Annotated in this window: 16 protein-coding genes, 1 tRNA gene and 1 CRISPR repeat array; of the genes, 2 read left to right on the forward strand and 15 right to left on the reverse strand. The window is 60.3% G+C overall.

Annotation, left to right across the window (positions count from 1 at the left end):
- Positions 1-225: 225 nt before the first annotated feature.
- A complete protein-coding gene (locus tag DLM_RS12020) occupies positions 226-1,524 on the reverse strand; it encodes an MFS transporter (protein WP_089086145.1) in 1,299 nt (432 codons plus the stop codon).
- A gap of 13 nt (positions 1,525-1,537) precedes the next feature.
- A complete protein-coding gene (locus DLM_RS12025; RefSeq protein ID WP_089086144.1) occupies positions 1,538-2,326 on the reverse strand; it encodes a substrate-binding domain-containing protein in 789 nt (262 codons plus the stop codon).
- A 90-nt stretch (positions 2,327-2,416) separates the two neighbouring features.
- Here DLM_RS12025 and DLM_RS12030 point away from each other — a divergent pair, with 90 nt between their 5' ends.
- Positions 2,417-3,334: a LysR family transcriptional regulator gene (locus DLM_RS12030; protein WP_089086143.1), complete on the forward strand. Its 918-nt coding sequence runs from the start codon at positions 2,417-2,419 to the stop codon at positions 3,332-3,334.
- A gap of 77 nt (positions 3,335-3,411) precedes the next feature.
- Positions 3,412-5,941: a CRISPR direct-repeat array (repeat unit 29 nt; unit sequence CGGTTCATCCCCGCGGGCGCGGGGAACAG).
- Between the two features lie 106 nt (positions 5,942-6,047).
- Here the strand turns inward: DLM_RS12030 and cas2e are convergent.
- The 8 genes from cas2e to DLM_RS12070 all read right to left on the reverse strand — a co-directional run bounded on the left by cas2e (position 6,048) and on the right by DLM_RS12070 (position 14,660).
- The gene (cas2e, locus tag DLM_RS12035; protein ID WP_089086142.1) at positions 6,048-6,344 is read right to left on the reverse strand and encodes a type I-E CRISPR-associated endoribonuclease Cas2e; all 297 of its coding nucleotides are present in this window, start codon (positions 6,342-6,344) and stop codon (positions 6,048-6,050) included.
- On the reverse strand, positions 6,325-7,245 hold the full coding sequence (gene cas1e / locus DLM_RS12040; RefSeq protein WP_089086141.1) for a type I-E CRISPR-associated endonuclease Cas1e: 921 nt from the start codon (positions 7,243-7,245) through the stop codon (positions 6,325-6,327). The genes cas2e and cas1e overlap by 20 nt, the downstream gene beginning before the upstream one ends.
- Positions 7,238-7,852, reverse strand: a complete 615-nt coding sequence (gene cas6e, locus DLM_RS12045) for a type I-E CRISPR-associated protein Cas6/Cse3/CasE (protein ID WP_089086140.1) — start codon at positions 7,850-7,852, stop codon at positions 7,238-7,240. Before cas6e ends, cas1e begins: the two co-directional genes overlap by 8 nt.
- Positions 7,827-8,486 (reverse strand): type I-E CRISPR-associated protein Cas5/CasD, encoded by a 660-nt coding sequence (gene cas5e / locus DLM_RS12050; protein WP_089086139.1) that lies wholly within the window; start codon positions 8,484-8,486, stop codon positions 7,827-7,829. The genes cas6e and cas5e overlap by 26 nt, the downstream gene beginning before the upstream one ends.
- A 1-nt stretch (position 8,487) precedes the next feature.
- Complete coding sequence (gene cas7e, locus DLM_RS12055; protein ID WP_089086138.1) at positions 8,488-9,624, reverse strand: type I-E CRISPR-associated protein Cas7/Cse4/CasC; 1,137 nt, start codon at positions 9,622-9,624, stop codon at positions 8,488-8,490.
- A gap of 47 nt (positions 9,625-9,671) precedes the next feature.
- Positions 9,672-10,193: a type I-E CRISPR-associated protein Cse2/CasB gene (gene casB / locus DLM_RS12060; protein WP_089086137.1), complete on the reverse strand. Its 522-nt coding sequence runs from the start codon at positions 10,191-10,193 to the stop codon at positions 9,672-9,674.
- Complete coding sequence (gene casA / locus DLM_RS12065; protein WP_089086136.1) at positions 10,186-11,745, reverse strand: type I-E CRISPR-associated protein Cse1/CasA; 1,560 nt, start codon at positions 11,743-11,745, stop codon at positions 10,186-10,188. Before casA ends, casB begins: the two co-directional genes overlap by 8 nt.
- A 215-nt stretch (positions 11,746-11,960) precedes the next feature.
- A complete protein-coding gene (locus tag DLM_RS12070; RefSeq protein ID WP_089086135.1) occupies positions 11,961-14,660 on the reverse strand; it encodes a CRISPR-associated helicase/endonuclease Cas3 in 2,700 nt (899 codons plus the stop codon).
- A gap of 480 nt (positions 14,661-15,140) precedes the next feature.
- Between DLM_RS12070 and DLM_RS23360 the strand changes: the two genes are divergently transcribed.
- Positions 15,141-16,760, forward strand: a complete 1,620-nt coding sequence (locus DLM_RS23360; RefSeq protein ID WP_089086134.1) for a methyl-accepting chemotaxis protein — start codon at positions 15,141-15,143, stop codon at positions 16,758-16,760.
- Between the two features lie 270 nt (positions 16,761-17,030).
- Here DLM_RS23360 and DLM_RS12080 read toward each other — a convergent pair.
- The 5 genes from DLM_RS12080 to pheS all read right to left on the reverse strand — a co-directional run bounded on the left by DLM_RS12080 (position 17,031) and on the right by pheS (position 21,221).
- Positions 17,031-17,107, reverse strand: a tRNA-Pro gene (locus DLM_RS12080).
- Positions 17,108-17,137: 30 nt separating this feature from the next.
- Positions 17,138-17,491: a MerR family transcriptional regulator gene (locus DLM_RS12085; RefSeq protein ID WP_089086133.1), complete on the reverse strand. Its 354-nt coding sequence runs from the start codon at positions 17,489-17,491 to the stop codon at positions 17,138-17,140.
- A complete protein-coding gene (locus DLM_RS12090) occupies positions 17,472-17,774 on the reverse strand; it encodes an integration host factor subunit alpha (RefSeq protein WP_045845169.1) in 303 nt (100 codons plus the stop codon). The genes DLM_RS12085 and DLM_RS12090 overlap by 20 nt, the downstream gene beginning before the upstream one ends.
- 71 nt (positions 17,775-17,845) lie before the next feature.
- The gene (gene pheT / locus DLM_RS12095; RefSeq protein ID WP_089086132.1) at positions 17,846-20,218 is read right to left on the reverse strand and encodes a phenylalanine--tRNA ligase subunit beta; all 2,373 of its coding nucleotides are present in this window, start codon (positions 20,216-20,218) and stop codon (positions 17,846-17,848) included.
- Between the two features lie 19 nt (positions 20,219-20,237).
- Complete coding sequence (gene pheS, locus DLM_RS12100; RefSeq protein WP_045845171.1) at positions 20,238-21,221, reverse strand: phenylalanine--tRNA ligase subunit alpha; 984 nt, start codon at positions 21,219-21,221, stop codon at positions 20,238-20,240.
- Positions 21,222-21,227 lie beyond the last annotated feature (6 nt).

A 21,227-nucleotide genomic window follows, 5' to 3' on the forward strand; every position in this document is an offset into this window, starting at 1 on the left:
CCCGATAATCAACAGCACCGCCCGGATAAGCAGGGGGAGAAAATAGCCCAGCGCGACCGGAACAAGCCGCACCGTCGCAGACCGTGCAAGCAGTACGGGCAGAAGATGCAGCATTGCTGCAGGGTTTGGTTCACGGCGGCACAACACATAAAAAAAGGCCTCCCATGGGAGGCCGTAACATGCGCTGACTGGTAAGCAAAGGCGCACGGAGAGAGTGTGTATGCTTCAGACAGTGGCAGGCTTGCCGACAAAGCGGCTGCGGATGTCCTTGCGGTACAGCATCAGGGTGGCGGCCAGGCCACAAGCGGCAGCCAGCATCATCCAGTAGCCGGGCGCAGCCTTGTCGCCGCTGGCATCAATCAGCGCGGTGGACACCAGCGGGGTAAAACCGCCAAAAATCGCCGTGGCCAGGCTGTAGGCCAGCGAAAAGCCCACGGTGCGCACATGGCTGGGCATCAGCTCGGTCAGTGCCACCACGGTGGCACCGTTATAGCTGGCGTAGAGGAAGGACAGCCACAGCTCCACCGCCAGCATGTGGCCAAAGCTGGGCGAAGCCACCATCCAGGCCAGCGCCGGGTAGGCGGTGAGCATGGCCAGCAGGCTGAAACCCAGCATCAACGGCCAGCGGCCAATGCGGTCGGACAGCGCGCCCATGATGGGCAGCCAGATAAAGTTGGACAGGCCGACAAAGAAAGTCACCAGCAGGCTGTCGTTTTCGCTGAGCTTGAGCACGCTCTTGCCAAAAGTCGGGGTGTAGACGGTGATCAGGTAAAAGCTCACCGTGGTCATCACCACCAGCAACATGCCACCGGTAATCAGCCGCCAGTTCTGCGCAATGGAGCGCAGGATGTCGGCAAAACTGGGGTGATGCTTGTGTGCCAGGAAGGCATCGGTTTCCTGCAGCGAACGACGAATGGCAAAGATGAAGGGAATGATCATGCAGCCGATGAAAAACGGAATGCGCCATGCCCATTGGTCGATCTGCTGATTGTTGAAAGCCTGATGCAGCAAATAACCCAGCACGGCGGCAAACATGATGGCCACTTGCTGGCTGGCCGACTGCCAACTGACAAAGAAACCCTTGCGGCCCGGCGTGGCCATTTCAGCCAGATACACCGACACCCCGCCCAGCTCCACCCCGGCGGAGAAGCCCTGCAACAAGCGGCCCAGCAGCACCAGCAAGGGAGCAGCCAGGCCAATGCTGGCATAACCGGGGACAAAGGCGATCAGCGCGGTGCCGCAAGCCATGATGGCCAGGGTGACAATCAGCCCCTTGCGGCGGCCAATGCGGTCGATATAGCTGCCCAGCACGATGGCACCGATGGGACGGGCCAGAAAGCCGGCACCAAAGGTGGCAAAAGCCATGATGAGCGAGGCATACAGATTACCGCTGGGGAAAAAGGTTTTGGCAATATAGGTGGCGTAAAAGCCGTACAGGAAAAAGTCGAACATTTCCAGGAAGTTACCGCTGGTAACGCGTAACACCATGGACAGGCTGGACTGGCGTGGGCTGGCAGTGGTCATGTCGTCATCCTTGTTATTGAGCGGAGGTGCTGACCGGTGTCATCCCGGTCTGGCGAATGCTTGCCGCAGCCTGCGGCGCAGCAAGAAAGCGCAGCAACTGACGCGCCGCCGCCTGATGGCTACTGTCGCGGCTGATGCCTGCGGAAAAGGTGGTGACTTGCTGCGCCGGTTCCGGCAGCAGGCCGACAATATCGATGCCGCCAATCGGAATCAGCTCGCTCAATTGCTGGAAGCCCAGCTCGGCTTCACCGCGCGCCACCACCTTGCCCACCGGTTCGGCGGGAATCATGCGGCTGCGGTCCTTGATCTGCTCGGCCACGCCCAGGCGGGAAAACAGTACGGTCGACAGGAACACCCCGCTGGCGCTGTCGGAATAGGCAATGGAATGGCTGTTAAGCAGGGTCTGTTTCAATGCGGCCAAGGTGCTGATGTCCGGCTGCGGGCTGCCGTGTTTCACCGCCAGCGCAATGCGCGACGCAGCCAGCGGAGTATTGCTGTCCGGCAGCAGCCGGCCTTGGGCTTGCAGTTGGTCCAGTGCGCTGCCCACCATCACCAGCACGTCGATTTTTTCACCACGCGCCAGGCGCTGCGGAATGGCTTGCGGGGTATCACCCATGGACGGCCCCCATTGCAGTTGCAGCTGATGTCCGGTTTCACGCTCGAATTGCGGGGCCAGCAATTTCAGCGCGGCGGCAAAGCCGCCAGAGCTGACCACAGTCAGTTGTTCTGCCATTGCCTGGGTGCAGGCAAACGCCAGCAGCAGCGCAGCCAGGCCGCAGCCTGGCTTCCATGTTCCTGCCATCGAGTTCTCCTCTTGTTGTGCTTATGTTGCGCAGGAATAATGCACAAAACGCAATAAATGTTTAATTGCTTTTATTTCATGGATTAATCGATGGCACGCATCAATCTGGAACTCAACGAATTGCAGGCTTTTTTGGCGGTGGCGGAAAAGTCCAGCTTCAAGGCAGCGGCTGAGGCGCTGTACCTGTCACAACCCGCCTTGAGCCGACGCATAGAAAAACTGGAACAGTCCCTGCAGGTGCGCTTGCTGGAGCGCACCACACGCAGTGTGCGGCTGACCGAGGAAGGCGAACATTTCCGCCTGCATGCACAAAACGTGGTGGACGAACTGGAACAAGCCATGCACGGCCTGGGCGAACGGGCACAGCACCGCAGCGGACTGGTGTCGATTGCCAGCATTCCATCGGCAGCACAGCACCTGCTGCCAGCCGCACTGGCCGAGTTTGCCGCCAGCCACCCCGCCATCTGCCTGCGGGTATTTGACGAAGGCGCGCAAGAAGTCCTCAGCCAGGTAGTGGAAGGCAAAGCCGACTTCGGCATCAACTTCATTGGCGGCGAAGACCCAGGCATAGACTTTCAGCCCTTGCTGACCGAACGCTATGTGCTGGTGGTGCGCCACGACCACCCACTGGCAGGCCGTCAGCAGGTGGAATGGGCAGAACTGGCAGGAGAACGACTGATAGGGGTAGCACAGCGCAGTGGCAACCGCCTGCTGCTGGACCACCACCTGGCCGGCCTGCCGCAGCGGCCACGCATTCACTATGAAGCCAGCCATCTGCACGGTGCCTATGGCATGGCCATGGCCGGCCTGGGTGCCATGGTGGTGCCCGAGCTATCGCTCACCCCGGCCTATATGCATAGCCTGACCGGCATTGCACTGGGACAGCCACACATATCACGCACCCTGGGCCTTATCACCCGCACAGGCTACCAGCCCAGTCCGGCAGTAAGGCAGCTCATCGCACTGCTTGTCCGGCAATTCAGCCAACATGCTCAGTCCAGCCCCTGATCCCGCCAGCAGCCAGAAACAACGGCAGCAGCGCCGTGGGGGGGAAGAGTGACCGTGACGCCCATCTTTACCTCGCCCGGTTCATCCCCGCGGGCGCGGGGAACAGCGCAGCGAGATCCGCGCACTGATCAACGACGCCGGTTCATCCCCGCGGGCGCGGGGAACAGACGTCGCCGACCCTGCCATCTGGTTACACCTACGGTTCATCCCCGCGGGAGCGGGGAACAGGGCCAAGTAATGGCTGACACTCCAGAACTAGGCGGTTCATCCCCGCGGGCGCGGGGAACAGCATCACGAAGTATGTCACGAGGCCACGGCAAACGGTTCATCCCCGCGGGCGCGGGGAACAGTCGATAAAATGACTCATCAGCAGGCGCAATTTCGGTTCATCCCCGCGGGCGCGGGGAACAGCCTCGTTCTTTCCATTGCCGCTGTCTACCTGTCGGTTCATCCCCGCGGGCGCGGGGAACAGGTAGTCGCTCTCACATCCCAGCTTTTCCTTTGCGGTTCATCCCCGCGGGCGCGGGGAACAGAGTCGTCGGCCAGCAGCAGGGGGCGTCGTCGGCGGTTCATCCCCGCGGGCGCGGGGAACAGGTCACGCAAAAGGCGGCGGGCTGCTTTGTAGTCGGTTCATCCCCGCGGGCGCGGGGAACAGGTGCTACTCGGACCCGGCTCGGCCTTCTTCCACGGTTCATCCCCGCGGGCGCGGGGAACAGTTGTCATCAGCGTGGGCTGATCTGCTGCATCCCGGTTCATCCCCGCGGGCGCGGGGAACAGAACGCATCACATAGCGCCAGGAGCTAACTATGCGGTTCATCCCCGCGGGCGCGGGGAACAGGCTGGACACCATCAGTCTGGATGCCGACGATCTGGTTCATCCCCGCGGGCGCGGGGAACAGCATCTGAGGCAGTAGTAAAAGCAACCCCGGCACGGTTCATCCCCGCGGGCGCGGGGAACAGCGGATGCGCTGCTGTTGGCTGGCTTGCAGCTGCGGTTCATCCCCGCGGGCGCGGGGAACAGTATTCGTGCAGGTTGGATGCGGGGGCATGGCGCGGTTCATCCCCGCGGGCGCGGGGAACAGCCGAAGGCATCGACTTCGACAGGATGCGCCAGCGGTTCATCCCCGCGGGCGCGGGGAACAGTCAGGCAACAAAATGTCGTCGAGCAGTTTCTGCGGTTCATCCCCGCGGGCGCGGGGAACAGCGAAACTGCCATCCCATTCGGCAACGATCAGGCGGTTCATCCCCGCGGGCGCGGGGAACAGGTTGCCGGTATCGGCGCAATCGCTGCCGTGATCGGTTCATCCCCGCGGGCGCGGGGAACAGAATAAAGAAACTATTGACCCCAATGCTGGAACCGGTTCATCCCCGCGGGCGCGGGGAACAGGTTGGTGGCCGCAGTTGCCGGACGGTGCATTGCGGTTCATCCCCGCGGGCGCGGGGAACAGGCGGTCGGTAGCAGCCGCATGAGCACATGTGGCGGTTCATCCCCGCGGGCGCGGGGAACAGTCACGATAGCGGCGCTTCGCATCATCGACGGTCGGTTCATCCCCGCGGGCGCGGGGAACAGGTAACGGTGCTGGCACACCACGCGACCCTACCCGGTTCATCCCCGCGGGCGCGGGGAACAGCAGATGAAAAAGGCAGCCAAGTCGGCACTGAACGGTTCATCCCCGCGGGCGCGGGGAACAGTTCACCGATTACAGCCTGCAGGGCGTGTACGACGGTTCATCCCCGCGGGCGCGGGGAACAGCACGACCGGAAGACCGCGACCGAGGACGGCGGCGGTTCATCCCCGCGGGCGCGGGGAACAGGCGTGAGCACGGTATTCACCAGCGACTGCCAGCGGTTCATCCCCGCGGGCGCGGGGAACAGTTGAGCACGCCGTCTACGGCGGTCACGCTGCTCGGTTCATCCCCGCGGGCGCGGGGAACAGTTTTGTACTGGCGTGTCGTTCAGGTAGATCGACGGTTCATCCCCGCGGGCGCGGGGAACAGGGGGCCGGAGGTGATCCCGGCCGACTATGGCACGGTTCATCCCCGCGGGCGCGGGGAACAGTTGAAGAACTGTACTCACCCATTCGCGAACGTCGGTTCATCCCCGCGGGCGCGGGGAACAGAACGACGTGCCGATGGTGAAGCTGCCGCAGAACGGTTCATCCCCGCGGGCGCGGGGAACAGAGGGGTGGACTAGTGTCGATGTAACGGCAAGCCGGTTCATCCCCGCGGGCGCGGGGAACAGGCACTCAAGGCGGGTTATCGCAAGAATGCCTCCGGTTCATCCCCGCGGGCGCGGGGAACAGGGCGAAGTTGTCGATATCATCGGCGCTGGCATCGGTTCATCCCCGCGGGCGCGGGGAACAGCGCAGTGCCGGCAACGGTGAAGGTACCGGTGGCGGTTCATCCCCGCGGGCGCGGGGAACAGCTGGGCGAAGCCTACCGGCTCAAGGAGGCGTTCGGTTCATCCCCGCGGGCGCGGGGAACAGGGTGAAAGCCGTGGAAGTGTTGATGCACAAGGCGGTTCATCCCCGCGGGCGCGGGGAACAGGCTGAACGGTGAGCAAATCCAGCGCGGCCTCGCGGTTCATCCCCGCGGGCGCGGGGAACAGTCTAAAAATAAGTCATTGTTTTTAATCAGCATTCCAACCACACAAAAATCTACCGATTTTTTGCTGCACTGCACTGCTGATTTTCAGCTTGTTAAAGAACGGGAGGTCATTCCTGATCCAAGCTGTCTGGCGGGTGGAATGATACCAGCCGGGCTCCGTCAAACTCCACCGGCATGCGGCGGTTTTTCCCCAAGGTGACAAAGTCAAAACCGGCTTCGTTACTGGCCTGCCAGGCCATGACGGCATTGCCCTCTTCTATCCCGGCCTCCACTTGCCCCCACAGGTAGTCACGCACTTTGCGGCTGTAGTTACCCACATACACACCTGCGCGGATTTCCAGTAACCAGATGGCCATGCGGCCACGCAGCCGTGGCGGCGCGTTTTCAAGCACGATGACCAGCATCGCCCAGCCCCTTTTCTTCCGGTATCGCTGCTTCCACCACGCCCTCGATCTTGGGCAGGTCCAACCCGCCTGCCGCCAAAATATCTTCAATGTCGGGAATGATGCGTTCTAGCAACCTGGTTTTGCGAAACATGTCGCGGCAGTGTTGACGCACGGTGCGTTCGTCCTTGCCGCCGTTTGATCTGGCAGCCACGGCAAAGGCAACCGGCACTACGGTTTCAAACTTGTAGATGTCGGCGATATCGTAGACAAAGGACAGGGGTTTGCCGCTGTGGATGAAACCGATTGCCGGTGCGTAGCCTGCGGCCAGTACCGCCGCTTCTACCACGCCATACAGGCAATGATTGGCAGCGGAGAGGCAGCGGTTGATGACATCGGCGGCATCCCAATCGGTGTGGTCGTAATTGCGGCCCTGCCATTTCACACCGTATTGGGCGGCCAGATGCTTGTACAGCGCCCGCACCCGCACACCTTCGATGCCGCGCAGCTGATCCACGCTGCGGCGCTGTGGTGGTTCTTCACCAAACCGGCGACGGTACATCTCGCGCACCACCTTGAGCCGGGCATCGTCATCCAGCGCCAGCCGGGCCTGGTATAGCAGACGGTCTGCACGGGCACCGCCGGGCTGGCCGGCGGAATACAAACGCACGCCGGCTTCGCCCACCCATACCAGCAAGCTGCCCACCTCGGCCGCCAGTTTGCAGGCCGCGTGGGAGACCCGCACGCCCGGCTCCAGCATCAGGCATGCCACGCCACCCACTGGAATATGGGTACGGATACCAGTTGCATCTACCGCCACAAAAGCACCGTCCAGCACATCCAGTTGGCAGCGCTCGACAAACAGTACCGACAGCCTTTCCTTGATGGGCAGTGGTTTGAGTTTGGGCAACAGATCAGCCATGGCTTAACGGTGCCAGTGACAACATGCCCAGGCCCAGTGCCTTGGCATGGCCAATGCCCTGACCGATGGCTGCTTGCAGCAGTGCGGATTGCTCGACAGCCAGCACGCCTTCAAAGCCTGCGGCCTGTACGGTGACAAGCTGGCCTTTCCTACGCATGCTCCAGCGCTCGGAGCGGGTGCGCAGCACGCTGTGAACCACGCAACCGGCTTTCTGCAGTTGCCGCTGCAACCAGGCCAGTTGCTCCTCTTCCTTGACCAGGCCATAGCGTTTGCCAGCGCGGCTTACCGTGGGGTTGGCCAGCAGGCGGAACCGGTAATGTCGCTGATCCTGCAGCAGCACGGACAGGTCCAACTGCTTGCTGGCGCTGTCCTGCACATAGCCTGCCGGCAGTTGCTGCCAGCGGCCGGCTTCTTCCGATTGAATCAGCACCACCGCCTCGCCCTGCAGCGCATCCACACTGTCCAGTCGCCACAGAAAGCGCGATGGCTGGGCATCGTCACTGGCGGCAAAAGCACGGCTGAGGGTGCGGTGCATATCGTAGGCACTGGCCAGATCGCGCCGGACGGTGGCCATGCGGCTGTCAAGCTTGAGTCTGCTCAGGTACATGCATCACCTCCGGTTTGACAAAGCGCGGGCCAAACCTGCGCTCGGAAAATGGCCCCAGTGGCTGATCCAGCCTCATGGCTCCCTCTGAGGGGTGTTCCAGCATCAGGCGCAGCGGCTGGCCTTGCTGCTCGGGCCGGCCAGCCGCCAGTCTGGGCCAGGCTTGCAGCACGGCAAGCAAGTTGCCATCCTGCAGCCCATCAGGCAGCCACACCGGCAGCCCTGGTGGCATGGACTTACGCCCCAGGGCCAGCGGCCACACCGGCTGTTGCAGCGCCTGCTGGATGGTGGAGAGCAAAGCGCTGTCTCCTTCCAGCCCCACCAGAAACACTGCATCTGCTAGATAAAACCGCGGGCTGACCACCGTACGCTGATGGTCCGGCTTGCCAGAAGCCAACAACACACCGGTGGCTGTCTGGTAATCACGCATCAGCAGGCCTTCGCGGTCTACTCTTACAGCCATGCGCAAGGCTGCCAGATCGTCCACCGCCATGCTGCGATCCCGACCGAGTGCAGCACAAAGCAGACCGATCACGCCGGATTTGGACGGCTCCAGGCCACTATCGCGTTCATCAAACCGGCTGGTGCTACCCCATGCCTGCATGGGGCCTGCCAGCCGAAGCAGCAAGGTGGCCATATCATTGCTCCAGTTCGGGACGCAGTTGGGCGACCACCCAGTCGGCCAGGGCGGCCAGGCTGGTCTGGCGTTCACCCTTGTCCTGTGGCCAGGCCTGGGTCAGGTCCAGATAGGCCCAGCGGTCTTGCCCGTTGCCATAGACGGCAGCAAGCTGCTGCTCGTAAGCGGCCAATGCAGCAACCGAGGGGCTGGTAAGCGCTTCGCCATTGCGGGCATAGACTGGCTTTTCAAACGCATTGGCCAGATTGAGCGGACTGGCATGGCGTATGACCACACCAATGAAGCTGGGGGGATTATGGGCAGCAAAGGTATTTTGCTTGCCGCTGGGAATGGCACGGGCTACCGCCTGTACCAGTGCGTGCAGGCCGGTCAGAGCTAGTTCGCGGTCGCCTTGCAGATTGGCCACCAGCTTGGCCGGGTCTACCACGGCATAGCGGTAAAAGGTGGCGGAATTGAACTCCACCTGGCCTATCATGCCGACACCGGGTTCATCCGCTGCGCCCATGTCATCCACGGCGGTAAAGTAGTCGAACTCACGTTCCACCCGGTGTGTGCTGATGGCGTGCGCCACTTGGCAGGCGGCATCCTGATTGACCGCCGGCAGGTCGGCCAGCATACGGCCAAACAAGGCCACATCCAGCGCCTTGCCTCCGTTCATGATGGTTTTGGCCTGTTGCGCAACATCGGCAGGCGCACTGGCCTTGGCGTCTTTTTTGCTCTTTTTCTCGCCGCCTGCCGGGGTGGCCAGTGCCTCCCAATGCAAATCGATCAGGGCGGCAAAACCGTCGATTTCCTGCTGCCCTAAAAACAACAGGTATTCGGTCTTGCCATCCTCCTTCAGCTTTAGCCCAGCGGCAGATAGCGCAGTTTCAATGCGGCTGTCCAGATCTTCAGCGGTGCGACCATATTGCTGCTGCAATTGCCCGCGCAGCATCTCCAGCAGTTTTTTGGTGCGGATGCCCTGATTCGGCAAAGGGAAATCGGCAGTCAGGCGAATGGCTCGCTTGAAACACTGGCTGCTGACGCGGGCGCGACGATAGCCGCCAAATACCGCGTCTTTTGGGGCTCCGGTATCGTCACGGTTGAGGTTGGAGGGGGCAAAGTTCTGAATCAGGTGAAATTCGACAAACAGGCTCATGGCAGTCTTTCCAAAAATGACGCTATCAATCATGGCAATGCAGCTTATTACGCTTGCGTGGTCAATTGGCGATAGAAGTCGCGCGCCCAGCGCTGGCGTACTTTGTTGCGGTCGTCCCGACCATCAAACTGGCTGGGGCGCAGATAAGCGGACAGGTCCTGCAGCAGGCTGGCGTAATCCAGGCCGTGACCGTCTGCCGCCAACAGGGACACCAGTTGGCGCAGATACTGCGGCACGTCCTCGGCATCAGCAGCCAGCAGCGCGACAAAGCGCTGTTCGATGCTGCCGCTGTCACGCGCCGATATCAGTCTGCCCAATGTGGTTGCCAGGCTTTGCCCGGCCATATGCTGTGGATGGCGGGCAAACAGGGCTGCCGTGACATACAGCGCCAGCCGGTAGCTGTCTTCGGCATGGCTGCTGGCCGGTACAAAGCGCTCGACATGGGGAAAGGCCGGCGGATAGGTGCCGGGTGCGAAACCGGCGCTGCGGCGCAAGGCTGCCAGCGCGCCACGGTTTTTTTGCGCCAGACTTTGCAGATGCTGGATGAATTCCAGCGCATGATCAGACATTGGATGGCTCCTTGGGCTGGGATGCAGTAACGGGACGCAAGGGCTTAAGCAGCCCCAGGTAGAAAGGCTCGGACTGGGCGCGGGCGCGCAAGGCACGGGCGCTGTCGCCCAGTTGGCGGCACACGCTGGCCCAGGCAATTTCAGCCGCAGCCAATCTGGCCTCTTTCCAGTAATGGTCGACTGCATCGGCCTGCATATTGGCAATCAGCGGCAAGAGCTGTGGCAAGCGGCTTTCCAGACTGGAGAAATAGGCGGCAGGGGCCGGGCCGTTGTCAAAGATGGTGCGGGCACGGCTGCCGGTGTCTTTGTGGTCTGGGTCCGGCATGGCCTTGGCCAACATGGCGCTGGCTGTCTTGCGCAGCTCGCCAAACAGCTCCTCACCCAAGCGCAAGTAATGCCGCAGTACTTGGGCCGCGTCTTCCTGCCCCAGCAAGGCCTGCGGCAAATTGAAGCGTTCCACGCGCCAGCGCAATAGCTTGGCTTTGTCGCTGGCTACCCCCAGCACCATTACCGCCAGCCAGCCGGGTGTTACTCCCTGCTGCGTCAATAGCTTGCTGGCATGACTGAGTACCGCAGCAGGCAAGGCATGTTTGCCGCTGGCATCGGGTAGAAAGGTGGGTAAATCACGCCATATCGCCCGGCCTTCGCTAAAACCCAGACGCACCATGCCGGTATTGCCGGCACGATAACTGGCCATGTGGTCCGGCGCGTGTTCATCCTCGGCCAGCGCTAGGCCAGCAGCAAAACGTATCTGGCTGACAGTGTGGCCATTCTCATCGTCAGGCAACAGCAATACCGCACGGCTCAAGCGGGTATAGCGATCATTCGGGCCGGTAGCGAGGCTAGGTGCGGCTAGCAGGGCCGCCATATCCGGCGGTGGCCTTTCCCAGGCGGGCAAATCGCCCTCAGCCTCCAGGCTGGCCGGATGCAAAGCCAGGCACAGCGTTTGCGCCAGGGTGTCCCCTAACGGCAGGATGGCGGCGGTATTGGCCAATGGTCCGGCCTTGTCCGAATCCCTTACCGTTTTTACCAGCCCGCCTGGTGTGTATTGCAAGAATCCCAACATCTGGCGCAACAATTGGGCAACCGGCACTCTGGTGGCCAGAGTATCCACCGCATGGTCAAACAGTACTGGTGCATTGCCATTACTGCTGGCCAAGGAAATCTGGGTCCACGGCTTGCTTTTCTCTCGTGTTTCTTCTGCTGTCGCCAGGGCTGCCACCTGCATAAACGGCCATGTGGGATGAAATACATAAAAGCGCTCACGCCAGTGCTCCAGATAGTCCTGCAGTACTGCAACAGGCAGGCCCTCGCGGTAATAACGCTTGATGTCGCTGATGCTCCAGCGGCCCAAACCGCGGATAAACGCGCGGTGGGTAATGGCCAGTAGCAGGCGGTACAGGGCAATCAGGCTGGGAGGAGTGGTCTCCGCCAGTCCACTGATGCGGTCTGCATCGGCGAACAGCTGCAACAAACCGACTTCCCTTACCTGGCCATCGGTGTAGCGCACCGGTAGCCAGGCTTGGTCCAGCAGACATACTCGGCCTTTCATGCATCTCACCTCGATAAAATTAACAATCAAAAAATGTCAAAGTCATAATAATTAGATGTGCATCATCCCACAAGTATTAATTGTTCTGAAATTTTCCAAGAAATCAGAGCCAAACTCATGCTAGATTTCTGACCATGGCCCGGTAAGGGGATGAACCGTATTAGTTGTTAAATCACTAGGCACACCGTCTGCTTCCCCTATAACCGGGCCACCTCTTACACAGTCGTCTCCTTGCAATACTGCAAACCTAGGTCCGGCGTAAGCATCACCTTTATCCCTCCCACTGAGCACACTCCATCCTGTAGCAACAAGGGCTGGCAATGAGCAAGCAAGGGGTGGTCGGCAAAGGCCGGACAGGGGGCTTGTGCAAGCAAATGCTTGAGCAGCACTGGGTTTGCAATCCGTAGCTGCCGAGCATATAGCTGGCGGGCCAATGCATCGCTGACAGGCAACTGCGGGTTGAATGAAGGGCTGTCCGCCTGTAGGCACCACTGACCCGCCCCATCAACCCACAGAGGAATGGCAGTGACACTATCGCTGCCCAGCCGCGTCTGGTTGCGCAATGCCAAGGTATCATCCTCGTCAGCACCATGCGGCTTGTCGTGGTAAGCGTATTCCGGCAATTCACGCGGGTCGATGGCGATATGGCGCGCCAATTGGGCGTGCAGATTAGTCAGTGCTTGGTGCTCGATACGGCTGACGTCCTCTATCTTCTGCACAATATCAGCGGCCAACGCCGGCAGCTTCGGCCAGGGGGCATACACGGCCTGTACCAACCGGTCGATATCCTCTGGCAGCCGCCACAGTGGCTCCTGCAGCAGGATGGCCCAGGTCACCAGACACAGGTAGTCACCGTACACCTTTCCCCAGGCCGTGGTTTGCAAGTCTGGCAAGCGCTCGGCCAGTAAGCCGGCCACATGCAGATGTGGCTGCTGGTGGGCTGCAGGCCGTTCATCACGCTGATGGCGATGCAGACGGCCAGCACGCTGCAGTAGCAGGTCTACCGGTGCCAGATCGGAAATCAGGAAGTCAAAATCGATGTCCAAACTTTGTTCGGCAACCTGCGTGGCCAGCAGCAAGGCACGGGCTGGCCGCTGGCCTTTGGCTCCGAATGTGGCCAGCACGGCTTGCTCAATGGCCTGGCGTTCATCGGCGGGGAAGCGGGCATGAAAGATCTGCAACACCGTGCCGATAGGAAGCTGATCTGCCAGCCGCCGATACAACTGCTGGGCACGGTCCACGGTGTTGACGATAACCGCTCCGCAGCCACCATCCCGCACGGCAGCCAACGCCAGGGAGGCAATACTATCCAGCGACTCGTCCAGCCCGCTGACCGCAATCGGTGCCTGCCGACGGGGAGTAAAGGTATCTCCACGCACCCCCTGCGCGTCAGCCAACATCACGCGGGGGTAGGGATAATCTGGCACGGGGCTGCCAATCCCCCAGGCGCGCAGCAAGGCGACGCGCTTTGCCTCAGGCAAGGTGGCACTCATCAGGATGACGGAACAGCCCAACGCTTTGAGCCAGCGCAGCAGGGTTTCGATCAGGCTGCTGGTGTAGGCGTCGTATGCATGCACCTCGTCCAGCACCACCACCTTGTTGGCAAGACCCCACAGGCGCACAAAGTGGTGTTTGACATTCATCACCCCAAATAGGCCCTGATCGACTGTCCCAACAGCATAGGGCGACAGCAGCCCACGCCGCTTTTGGGCAAACCAGGCAGCAGAAACCACCGCTTCATCCCGCGATGCTCCCCAGATATCACGCAGACGAGTAACCGTCTCGTTCATGGCGGCACCACCGTGCGCCAATTGGATATCCAGCGGCGCGTTACCGGCAAAAGCACGTAAAAACTGCAGTGCGCGCTCAAATATGGCATTGCCGGTTGCCTGCGTCGGCAAGGCCAGGTAGAGACCACGGTGCTGCTCACGGGCTTGCAGACGCAGACTGGCTAGAAACGCCAGCTCGGTCTTGCCCTCGCCCATCGGAGCCTCGACCAACAACAGGCTGGCACCCTGCCCCCTGGCCAGCAGCGTGTCAGCCAGCCGCTGCAAAGGACGGGCACTGACCGGGACCTTCGAACCCAGCATCTGCGTGATCAATGCATCACAACTGGCTGCTGGCTGCTGCAGCAAGGCCAGTTGTGGCGGCCATCCGAGCTTGTCGCGTTCGCTTAGAACTCGCCATGCGATACTGCGTGCCAGGGCAAAATGTCCATCCAGCGTGACCGCGCGCTCACCGGCGGGAAACCACTCGCTATTGGAGCCTATCCAGTCACACACGCTGGTAAGCCCAGCCAGCCATTGCACAGCAACCAGGGACAAGGCTTGATCTTGCGGCAGGCTGGCCGGAGCCAGCGTTTGCCAATAAGCGGTGAAAATCTGCTGGCGAGTTTGCTGCCAGATATCGGGCTCGTGCAACGGACGAGCCCCTTGCACATCAACAAAATTGAAGCCGTGATGAGCACTCACAGCCTGTACCACACCAGCGGCCCAGTCAGCAGGCAGGCCCTGGGCCAGCAAGAGCCGGGGCAGCAATGCCGCGCTGGCCAAATCGTGCCGATCTGCCGCAAGGCAAATCTCTGGCAAGAAAGCCAACCCTGCCTGCTGGTCGGCCCGTTTGCCAGCCTCCCATTTGGCCTGAAAACCTGGGATGGCTTTGCCAAAATCATGCAGGCCAACCAGCATGGCCAGCCACCGCTTGACACTCGGCACAGGCAGGCCAAACCAGTCTGCCAACTGCTGTGGCGGATGCGGACTGTAGTCCAGTACGGCAGATGCCACGGCAGCCACATCCAGCATATGACATAGCAGGCCATGCCCTGAGGTTTCACCACTCTTGGCCCAGATAAGGCGGCACGCCGGGGAGAGTTCATCAAACCGCCTAGAATCTGCACTGTCGAGAAGCTGTTTCATCGTTTAAATGCCGTTAGAATATTCAGCGGCATATTACAGCACCACGGGTCATGCACCCACTGCCTAGCTCGCGCTAGTCGTCGAAATACCGACACCGCATCACTATCGCTGCAGTCATCATTCGTGCCCTTGTCATGCCAGCGTAAAGGTATGGCAAGCACCACAAGGGACAGAACCAGCAACATACTGCCTTGGACGCACAAACCGCCGACAAAACCATTACACGGCCAGGTATGGAATGCATAACCAGGCAAATCAGGAAAAACCATATGCAAGACATGAAACATGTCCGGAGAATATCCGGGACCGCATTGCATGCATTCGGTGTTTTCATTGCAAATGAAACATGCCATACCGAATCAATCACCCGCGCAGCATGGGCAAAGCCAAGGCGCAGTCTGTTGCATCGTTTACAGAATATCGGTCTACGATAGTAGTGTTTTCATCTGTCCACTCCACGCTTCCGGAAGGCCCTGAATAATGGGAAAACTCAAGATTTCAAGTCGGCTTCACATCTTGCTGGTGATTGCCACGGTAGCCTTCTCCCTGATGCTGCTGATTGCCCAGTTAGGCATGAGCTATCTTGGCGATCTGCAGGACGCTGGCTACAAGCGCAGCAGTCAGAGCAATGAAATGCTGATCACCGCCAAGATTGGCCCGGTCATGTATCGCATCATTGCCGACAGCATCATCAACCGGAATCTGGCCGAATCCGCCAAGGACTGGGCTGAAATCAAGGTCACTACGGAAAAGATGCTGGCCCGTGCCAGCGAACTGGCGAGCACCCCCCAGGAGAAGGCGCGGACAGAGCAAGCCAAAAGCGCTCATCGGGCACTCATCACCTTATACGAATCGCAAGTCCTGCCGCTGCTCAAGGCCGATGCCGACCTCAAGCTGATCCGCCCGCTGGACGACGAAATGGACAAGCATGTGCAAGCAATTAACGATGCCCTGACCCCCTTTGCCCTGTCGCTGACAGCGGAAGCGGAGGAAGCGGACAAACAGTTTGATGCCACCCGCTCCCGCATCATTTCCGGCAGTCTGGTGACTGCCCTGCTCATGCTGGCGTCCTTGATCGCCCTCTCGCTGTATGTCAGCCGCAGCATCATCCGGCAGCTTGGCGGGGAACCACGTTATGCCATGGAAGTGTCGCGCCGCATTGCCTCGGGCGACCTCTCAACCCGCGTGGAGATAGAAGGTGCAAACCAGGACAGCCTGATGGCCTCAATCAAGGCGATGCAGGAGCAACTGGCAGAACTGATCCGCAAGGTGCTAAGCAATGCGGCCAATGTGTCCAATCTTGCCGCCGAACTTGCCGCCGCCTCCAGCAAGGTGTCGGCCAGTGCCTCACAGCAGAGTGACGACACCGTGTCGGTGGCTGCCTCGATTGAAGAGCTCACCTTCAGCATCGATATCGTGGCGGAAAATGCGCAGGAAGCGGAACAGATTGCCACGGAGTCGGGCAACCGCTCCGACCTGGGCGCATTGCAAGTCAAGGATGCGACCGATGAAATGACCCGTATCGCCCAGAGCGTGAACGAGACAGCTCAGCAGATGGCTACGCTCTCCGCGCAATCGCAACAGATCAGCAGCATTGCCAACGTGATCAAGGAAGTTGCCGACCAGACCAATCTGCTGGCCTTGAACGCAGCCATCGAGGCTGCGCGTGCCGGCGAGCAAGGTCGCGGCTTCGCCGTGGTTGCCGATGAGGTCAGAAAACTCGCCGAACGGACCACCATGTCAGCCGAGGAAATTTCCTCGATGATCGCCAGCATCCAGACACATACCGACCACGCCACGACAGCCATGCAGCAGGGTAGCCAACGGGTGACCGAGGGTGTGGAGCTGGCCAGCCGTGCCGGGGAATCCATGCGCCTGATCAGTGATGGCTCGAAAGGCGTGGTGCAGGCGGTAATCGGCATTTCCCATTCCTTGCGCGAGCAAAAAACCACCAGCGGTACCATTGCCAAGCGTGTCGAGCACATTGCCCACATGACTGAAGAAACCAGCATGGTTGTCTCGCAGGTAGCGGTGAATGCCGATCGCCTCAAGTCCATGGCGGATGAGCTCAAACAGGCGGTTTCGGGCTTCAAGGTTTAGCCCGGCGCAGGCAGCGTGGTCCACGCTGCGTATCAGCACGCCAACGCATTCCGATGCTTGGTGCTGGAGGGACAAAACCCGCTTTGTCGGCTGTCTGGCAGTGTGTTGACAGCCGCAAAGCGGCGCGCGTGAAGTGTGCAATACAACCGTGAGGCTATAGAGACTTGGGAAGCAATGTGAAGTCCCGCAAAAGCCCCGCGCAATATTTGAAGACAACAAAAAAGCCTCCGCATTGGGAGGCTTAACTGTTTGATACTGCAATTGTTCTTGTGGTCGGGGTGAGAAGATTCGAACTTCCGACCCCCTGCACCCCATGCAGGTGCGCTACCAGGCTGCGCTACACCCCGACTCAAGAGAAACGCATTGTAACCGTTTATTTACTGTTTGCCAACACCTGAATCCAGCCAATTCAAAATTGCTTCCAGCTCGGAGCGTACTTCCTGAGCAGTAATCGGCCGTTCCATTTCACCACCGGCACCCAGCCGCTGGCGCGCGCCCTGAATGGTAAAGCCATCGTCGTACAGCAGACCGCGAATACGCCGCACCAGCAGCACTTCGTGGTGCTGGTAGTAACGACGATTGCCACGGCGCTTGACCAGGCGCAACTGGGAGAATTCCTGTTCCCAGTAACGCAGCACATGCGGCTTCACCCCGGTCAGCTCGCTGACTTCGCTGATGGTGAAATAGCGCTTGGACGGGATTGCCGGCAGATCAGCCTTGCTTGTTAGCATGGTATTGCTCAACCATTCCTTTGAGTTTCTGACTGGCGTGGAAGGTCACCACGCGGCGTGCCGTGATGGGAATTTCTTCCCCGGTCTTGGGATTGCGGCCCGGACGTTGCGGCTTGTCGCGCAGCTGGAAATTACCAAATCCGGACAGCTTTACCGAATCACCTGCTTCCAGCGCGATACGGATTTCCTCAAAAAACGTTTCAACCATGTCCTTGGCTTCACGCTTGTTCAGACCTACCTGGTCAAACAACAGGTCGGCCAACTCAGCCTTGGTCAAAGTCATGACTACCCCTTAACTTCTTGAATATACAGATGGAAGGCGGACATTATGCCACGCCTTCCGGCAATATTGGCTTACAGGCGCAATTGGGCTGCGTGTGCGCTTGCAACAGCATCCAGCAGCTTCTGGATGGCCGGCTCGACATCTTCGTCGGTCAGGGTGCGGGCATCATCCTGCAACACCACGCGGAAGGCCAGACTCTTCTTGCCCTCTTCCACACCCTTGCCGCGATAGACATCAAACAGGGCCACTTCCTTCACCAGCGCCGATGCATGCTGACGGAAAGTGTCCAGCATAGCAGCAACCGTTACCTGCTCGTCAACCACCAGCGCCAGATCGCGGCGTACCGGCTGCAATTTGCTGACCGGCTGTGCCTTGATGGCAGCACGTTGTTCGACCGCGGCCAAGTCCAACTCAAACAGCACCGGCGGCGTTGGCAGGCCGTATTGCTGCGCCCACTTGGGATGCAGCTCACCCATCACGCCAATCACCTTGCCATTCAGGCTGATTTCAGCACAACGGCCAGGATGGAAGGCCGGGTGTGCCGCCTTGGCAAAGCTGGCTTGTGCTGGCAGCAGCAGGGCTTCCACGTCCGCCTTCACATCATAAAAGTCGATGCGTTCGGCCTTGGCACCCCATTGCTCGGCAACACGCGGGCCCCATGCCAAACCGGCCACTTTTTCCGGCTGGGTGGTTTCGTCGGCCTTGCCGGCAGCGTTCTTGCCGAACACGCGGGCCACTTCGAACACGCGCACACGCGGCTGTTTGCGGTTGAGGTTGCCTTGCAGCACATTGACCAGACCGCCAATCAGCGACGAACGCATCACGCTCATTTGCGAGGCAATCGGGTTGATCAGGCGCACCGGGTCGGCATTGCCGGCGAAGTCACGCTCCCAGGCTTCTTCGACAAAGGCGTAGCTGACCACTTCCTGATAGTCGCGACCAGCCAGGAAATGGCGGATGTCTTCACGCGGGCGACGTTCTTCCGGCAGCGCCAGCATGCGCAGGCGGGCAGCCGGTGCTTCGTAGGGAATGGCATCGTAACCGTGTACGCGGGCCACTTCCTCGATCAGGTCCTCTTCGATCTCGATGTCGTAGCGGAAGGAAGGTGCATGCACCAGGAAACCGTCTTCCTGAGTATCGAAAGCCAGACCCAGACGGGTGAGGATAGTGGCAATCTGATCGGCAGACAGGGTGATGCCCAGCAGGCGTGCTACGCGCGCAGTGCGGACTTTCACGCCTTTGCGGACAGGCAGCTCGGCAACTTGCTCGTTGAGCGGGCCGGCTTCGCCACCACAGATGGACAGCACCAGTTCGGTGGCGCGTTCCATGGCGTCGCGTTGCAGTTCGAAATCCACGCCACGCTCGAAGCGGAAGGAAGAGTCGGAACCGAAACCCCAAGCGCGGGCCTTGCCGGCAATGGCTGCCGGGGCAAAGAAGGCACTTTCCAGCATGATGTCAGTGCTGGCGGTGGTAACACCGCTTTCCTCGCCACCCATGATGCCGGCAATGGCCAGCACCTTGGCGTCATCGGCAATCACCAGATTGTCTTCAGCCAGCGTGACGGTTTTTTCGTTCAGGCACAGCAACTGCTCGCCAGCCTTGGCCATGCGCACGGTAATACCACCGTTCAGCTTGGCCAGATCAAAGGCGTGCATCGGCTGACCTTGTTCCAGCAGCACATAATTGGTGACATCAACAATGGCTGAAATGGAACGCAGACCGGAGCGCTCCAGACGGCGCTTCATCCAGTCCGGGGTGGGTGCAGCGGCGTTGACATTGCGAATCACGCGACCGATATAGCGACCGCAGGCTTGCGGGGCGGCGATGGCAACCGGCACTACATCGTCGATTTGCGGTGCGATGGCGGTAATGGCTTGCGGCTGCAGTGCAGCACCGGTCAGTGCCGCCACTTCGCGCGCAATGCCCTTGATCGACAGGCAGTCAGCACGATTGGGGGTGATTTTCAGCGTGAACAACTGATCATCCAGCCCCAGGTAGTCGCGGATGTTCTGGCCCACCGGCGCATCCGCCGGCAGCAGCATCAAGCCATCCACATCTTCCGGTACGCCCAGCTCCTTGCCGGAACACAGCATGCCACCGGATTCCACACCGCGCATCTTGGTGGGCTTGATCTTGAAGTCACCCGGCAATACCGCGCCAGGCAGTGCGCACGGTACGCGCACACCCACGGCCACGTTCGGTGCGCCACAGACAATCTGCACCAGTTCGCCAGTACCGACATCCACCTTGGTCACGCGCAGGCGGTCAGCGTTTTCGTGCTTGACGCACTCCTTGACCTCGCCAATCACCACACCGGTAAAGGCCGGCGCGGCGGCAGTGGTTTCTTCCACTTCCAGACCCGCCATGGTCAGCAGGTAGGACAGTTCCTCGCTGGAAAGAGAAGGATTAACCCAGTTTCTCAGCCATTGTTCGGAGAATTGCATTGTTTATCCCTGCCTGCGCTTAATTGAACTGTTTGAGGAAGTTGAGATCGTTCTCAAAGAACAGTCGCAGGTCATTCACGCCGTAACGCAGCATGGCGAAACGGTCCAGACCGATGCCAAAGGCAAAACCGCTGTACTTTTCCGGATCGATATTCACATTGCGCAGCACATTGGGGTGGACCATGCCGCAGCCGCCCACTTCCAGCCAGCCACGCTCGCCCAGCACGTCGATTTCGGCGGACGGCTCGGTGAAGGGGAAGAAGGACGGACGAAAACGCACTTGCAGGTCGTCACGCTCGAAGAAGCGGCGCAGGAAATCAGTCACCACCGCCTTGAGGTCGGCAAAGGACACGCCCTCTTCCACCCACAGGCCTTCCATCTGGTGGAACATCGGCGAATGGGTGGCATCGGAATCCACGCGATACACACGGCCGGGAGCCACGATCTTGATCGGCGGCTCATTGTTCAGCATGTAACGCACCTGGATCGGGCTGGTATGGGTACGCAGCACATCACCACCTTCTACATAGAAGGTATCGGCCATGGCGCGGGCCGGGTGGTTTTCCGGAATGTTCAGTGCCTGGAAATTGTGGAAGTCGGTTTCGATTTCCGGACCGTCTGCCACCTGAAAACCCATGGAACGGAACAGGGTGGCAATACGCTCCAGTGTCAGCGCCACCGGGTGCAGGCCACCAGTGGACAAGCCACGGCCCGGCAGGGTCACATCCAGCGACTCGGCCGCCAACTGGGCTTCCAGTTTCTGCGCATTGATCAGGTCGCGGCGGGCATTGTGGGCGGTTTCGAAAGCCTGCTTGGCCACATTGATGGTGGCACCGGCAGCCTTGCGCTCCTCGGGAGGAAGCTTGCCCAATTGTTTGAGGAGTTCGGTCAGCTCGCCGCTCTTGCCGAGATAGCGTGCCTTGACCTGCTCCAGTTCGATGAGGTCGGACACTGCCTCGACGGCAGCCAGACCAGCTTGGAGAATCGCGTCAACGTTAGTCATTGGGTC

The sequence above is a fragment of the Aquitalea magnusonii genome (assembly GCF_002217795.2).
GTDB lineage: Bacteria > Pseudomonadota > Gammaproteobacteria > Burkholderiales > Chromobacteriaceae > Aquitalea > Aquitalea magnusonii_B.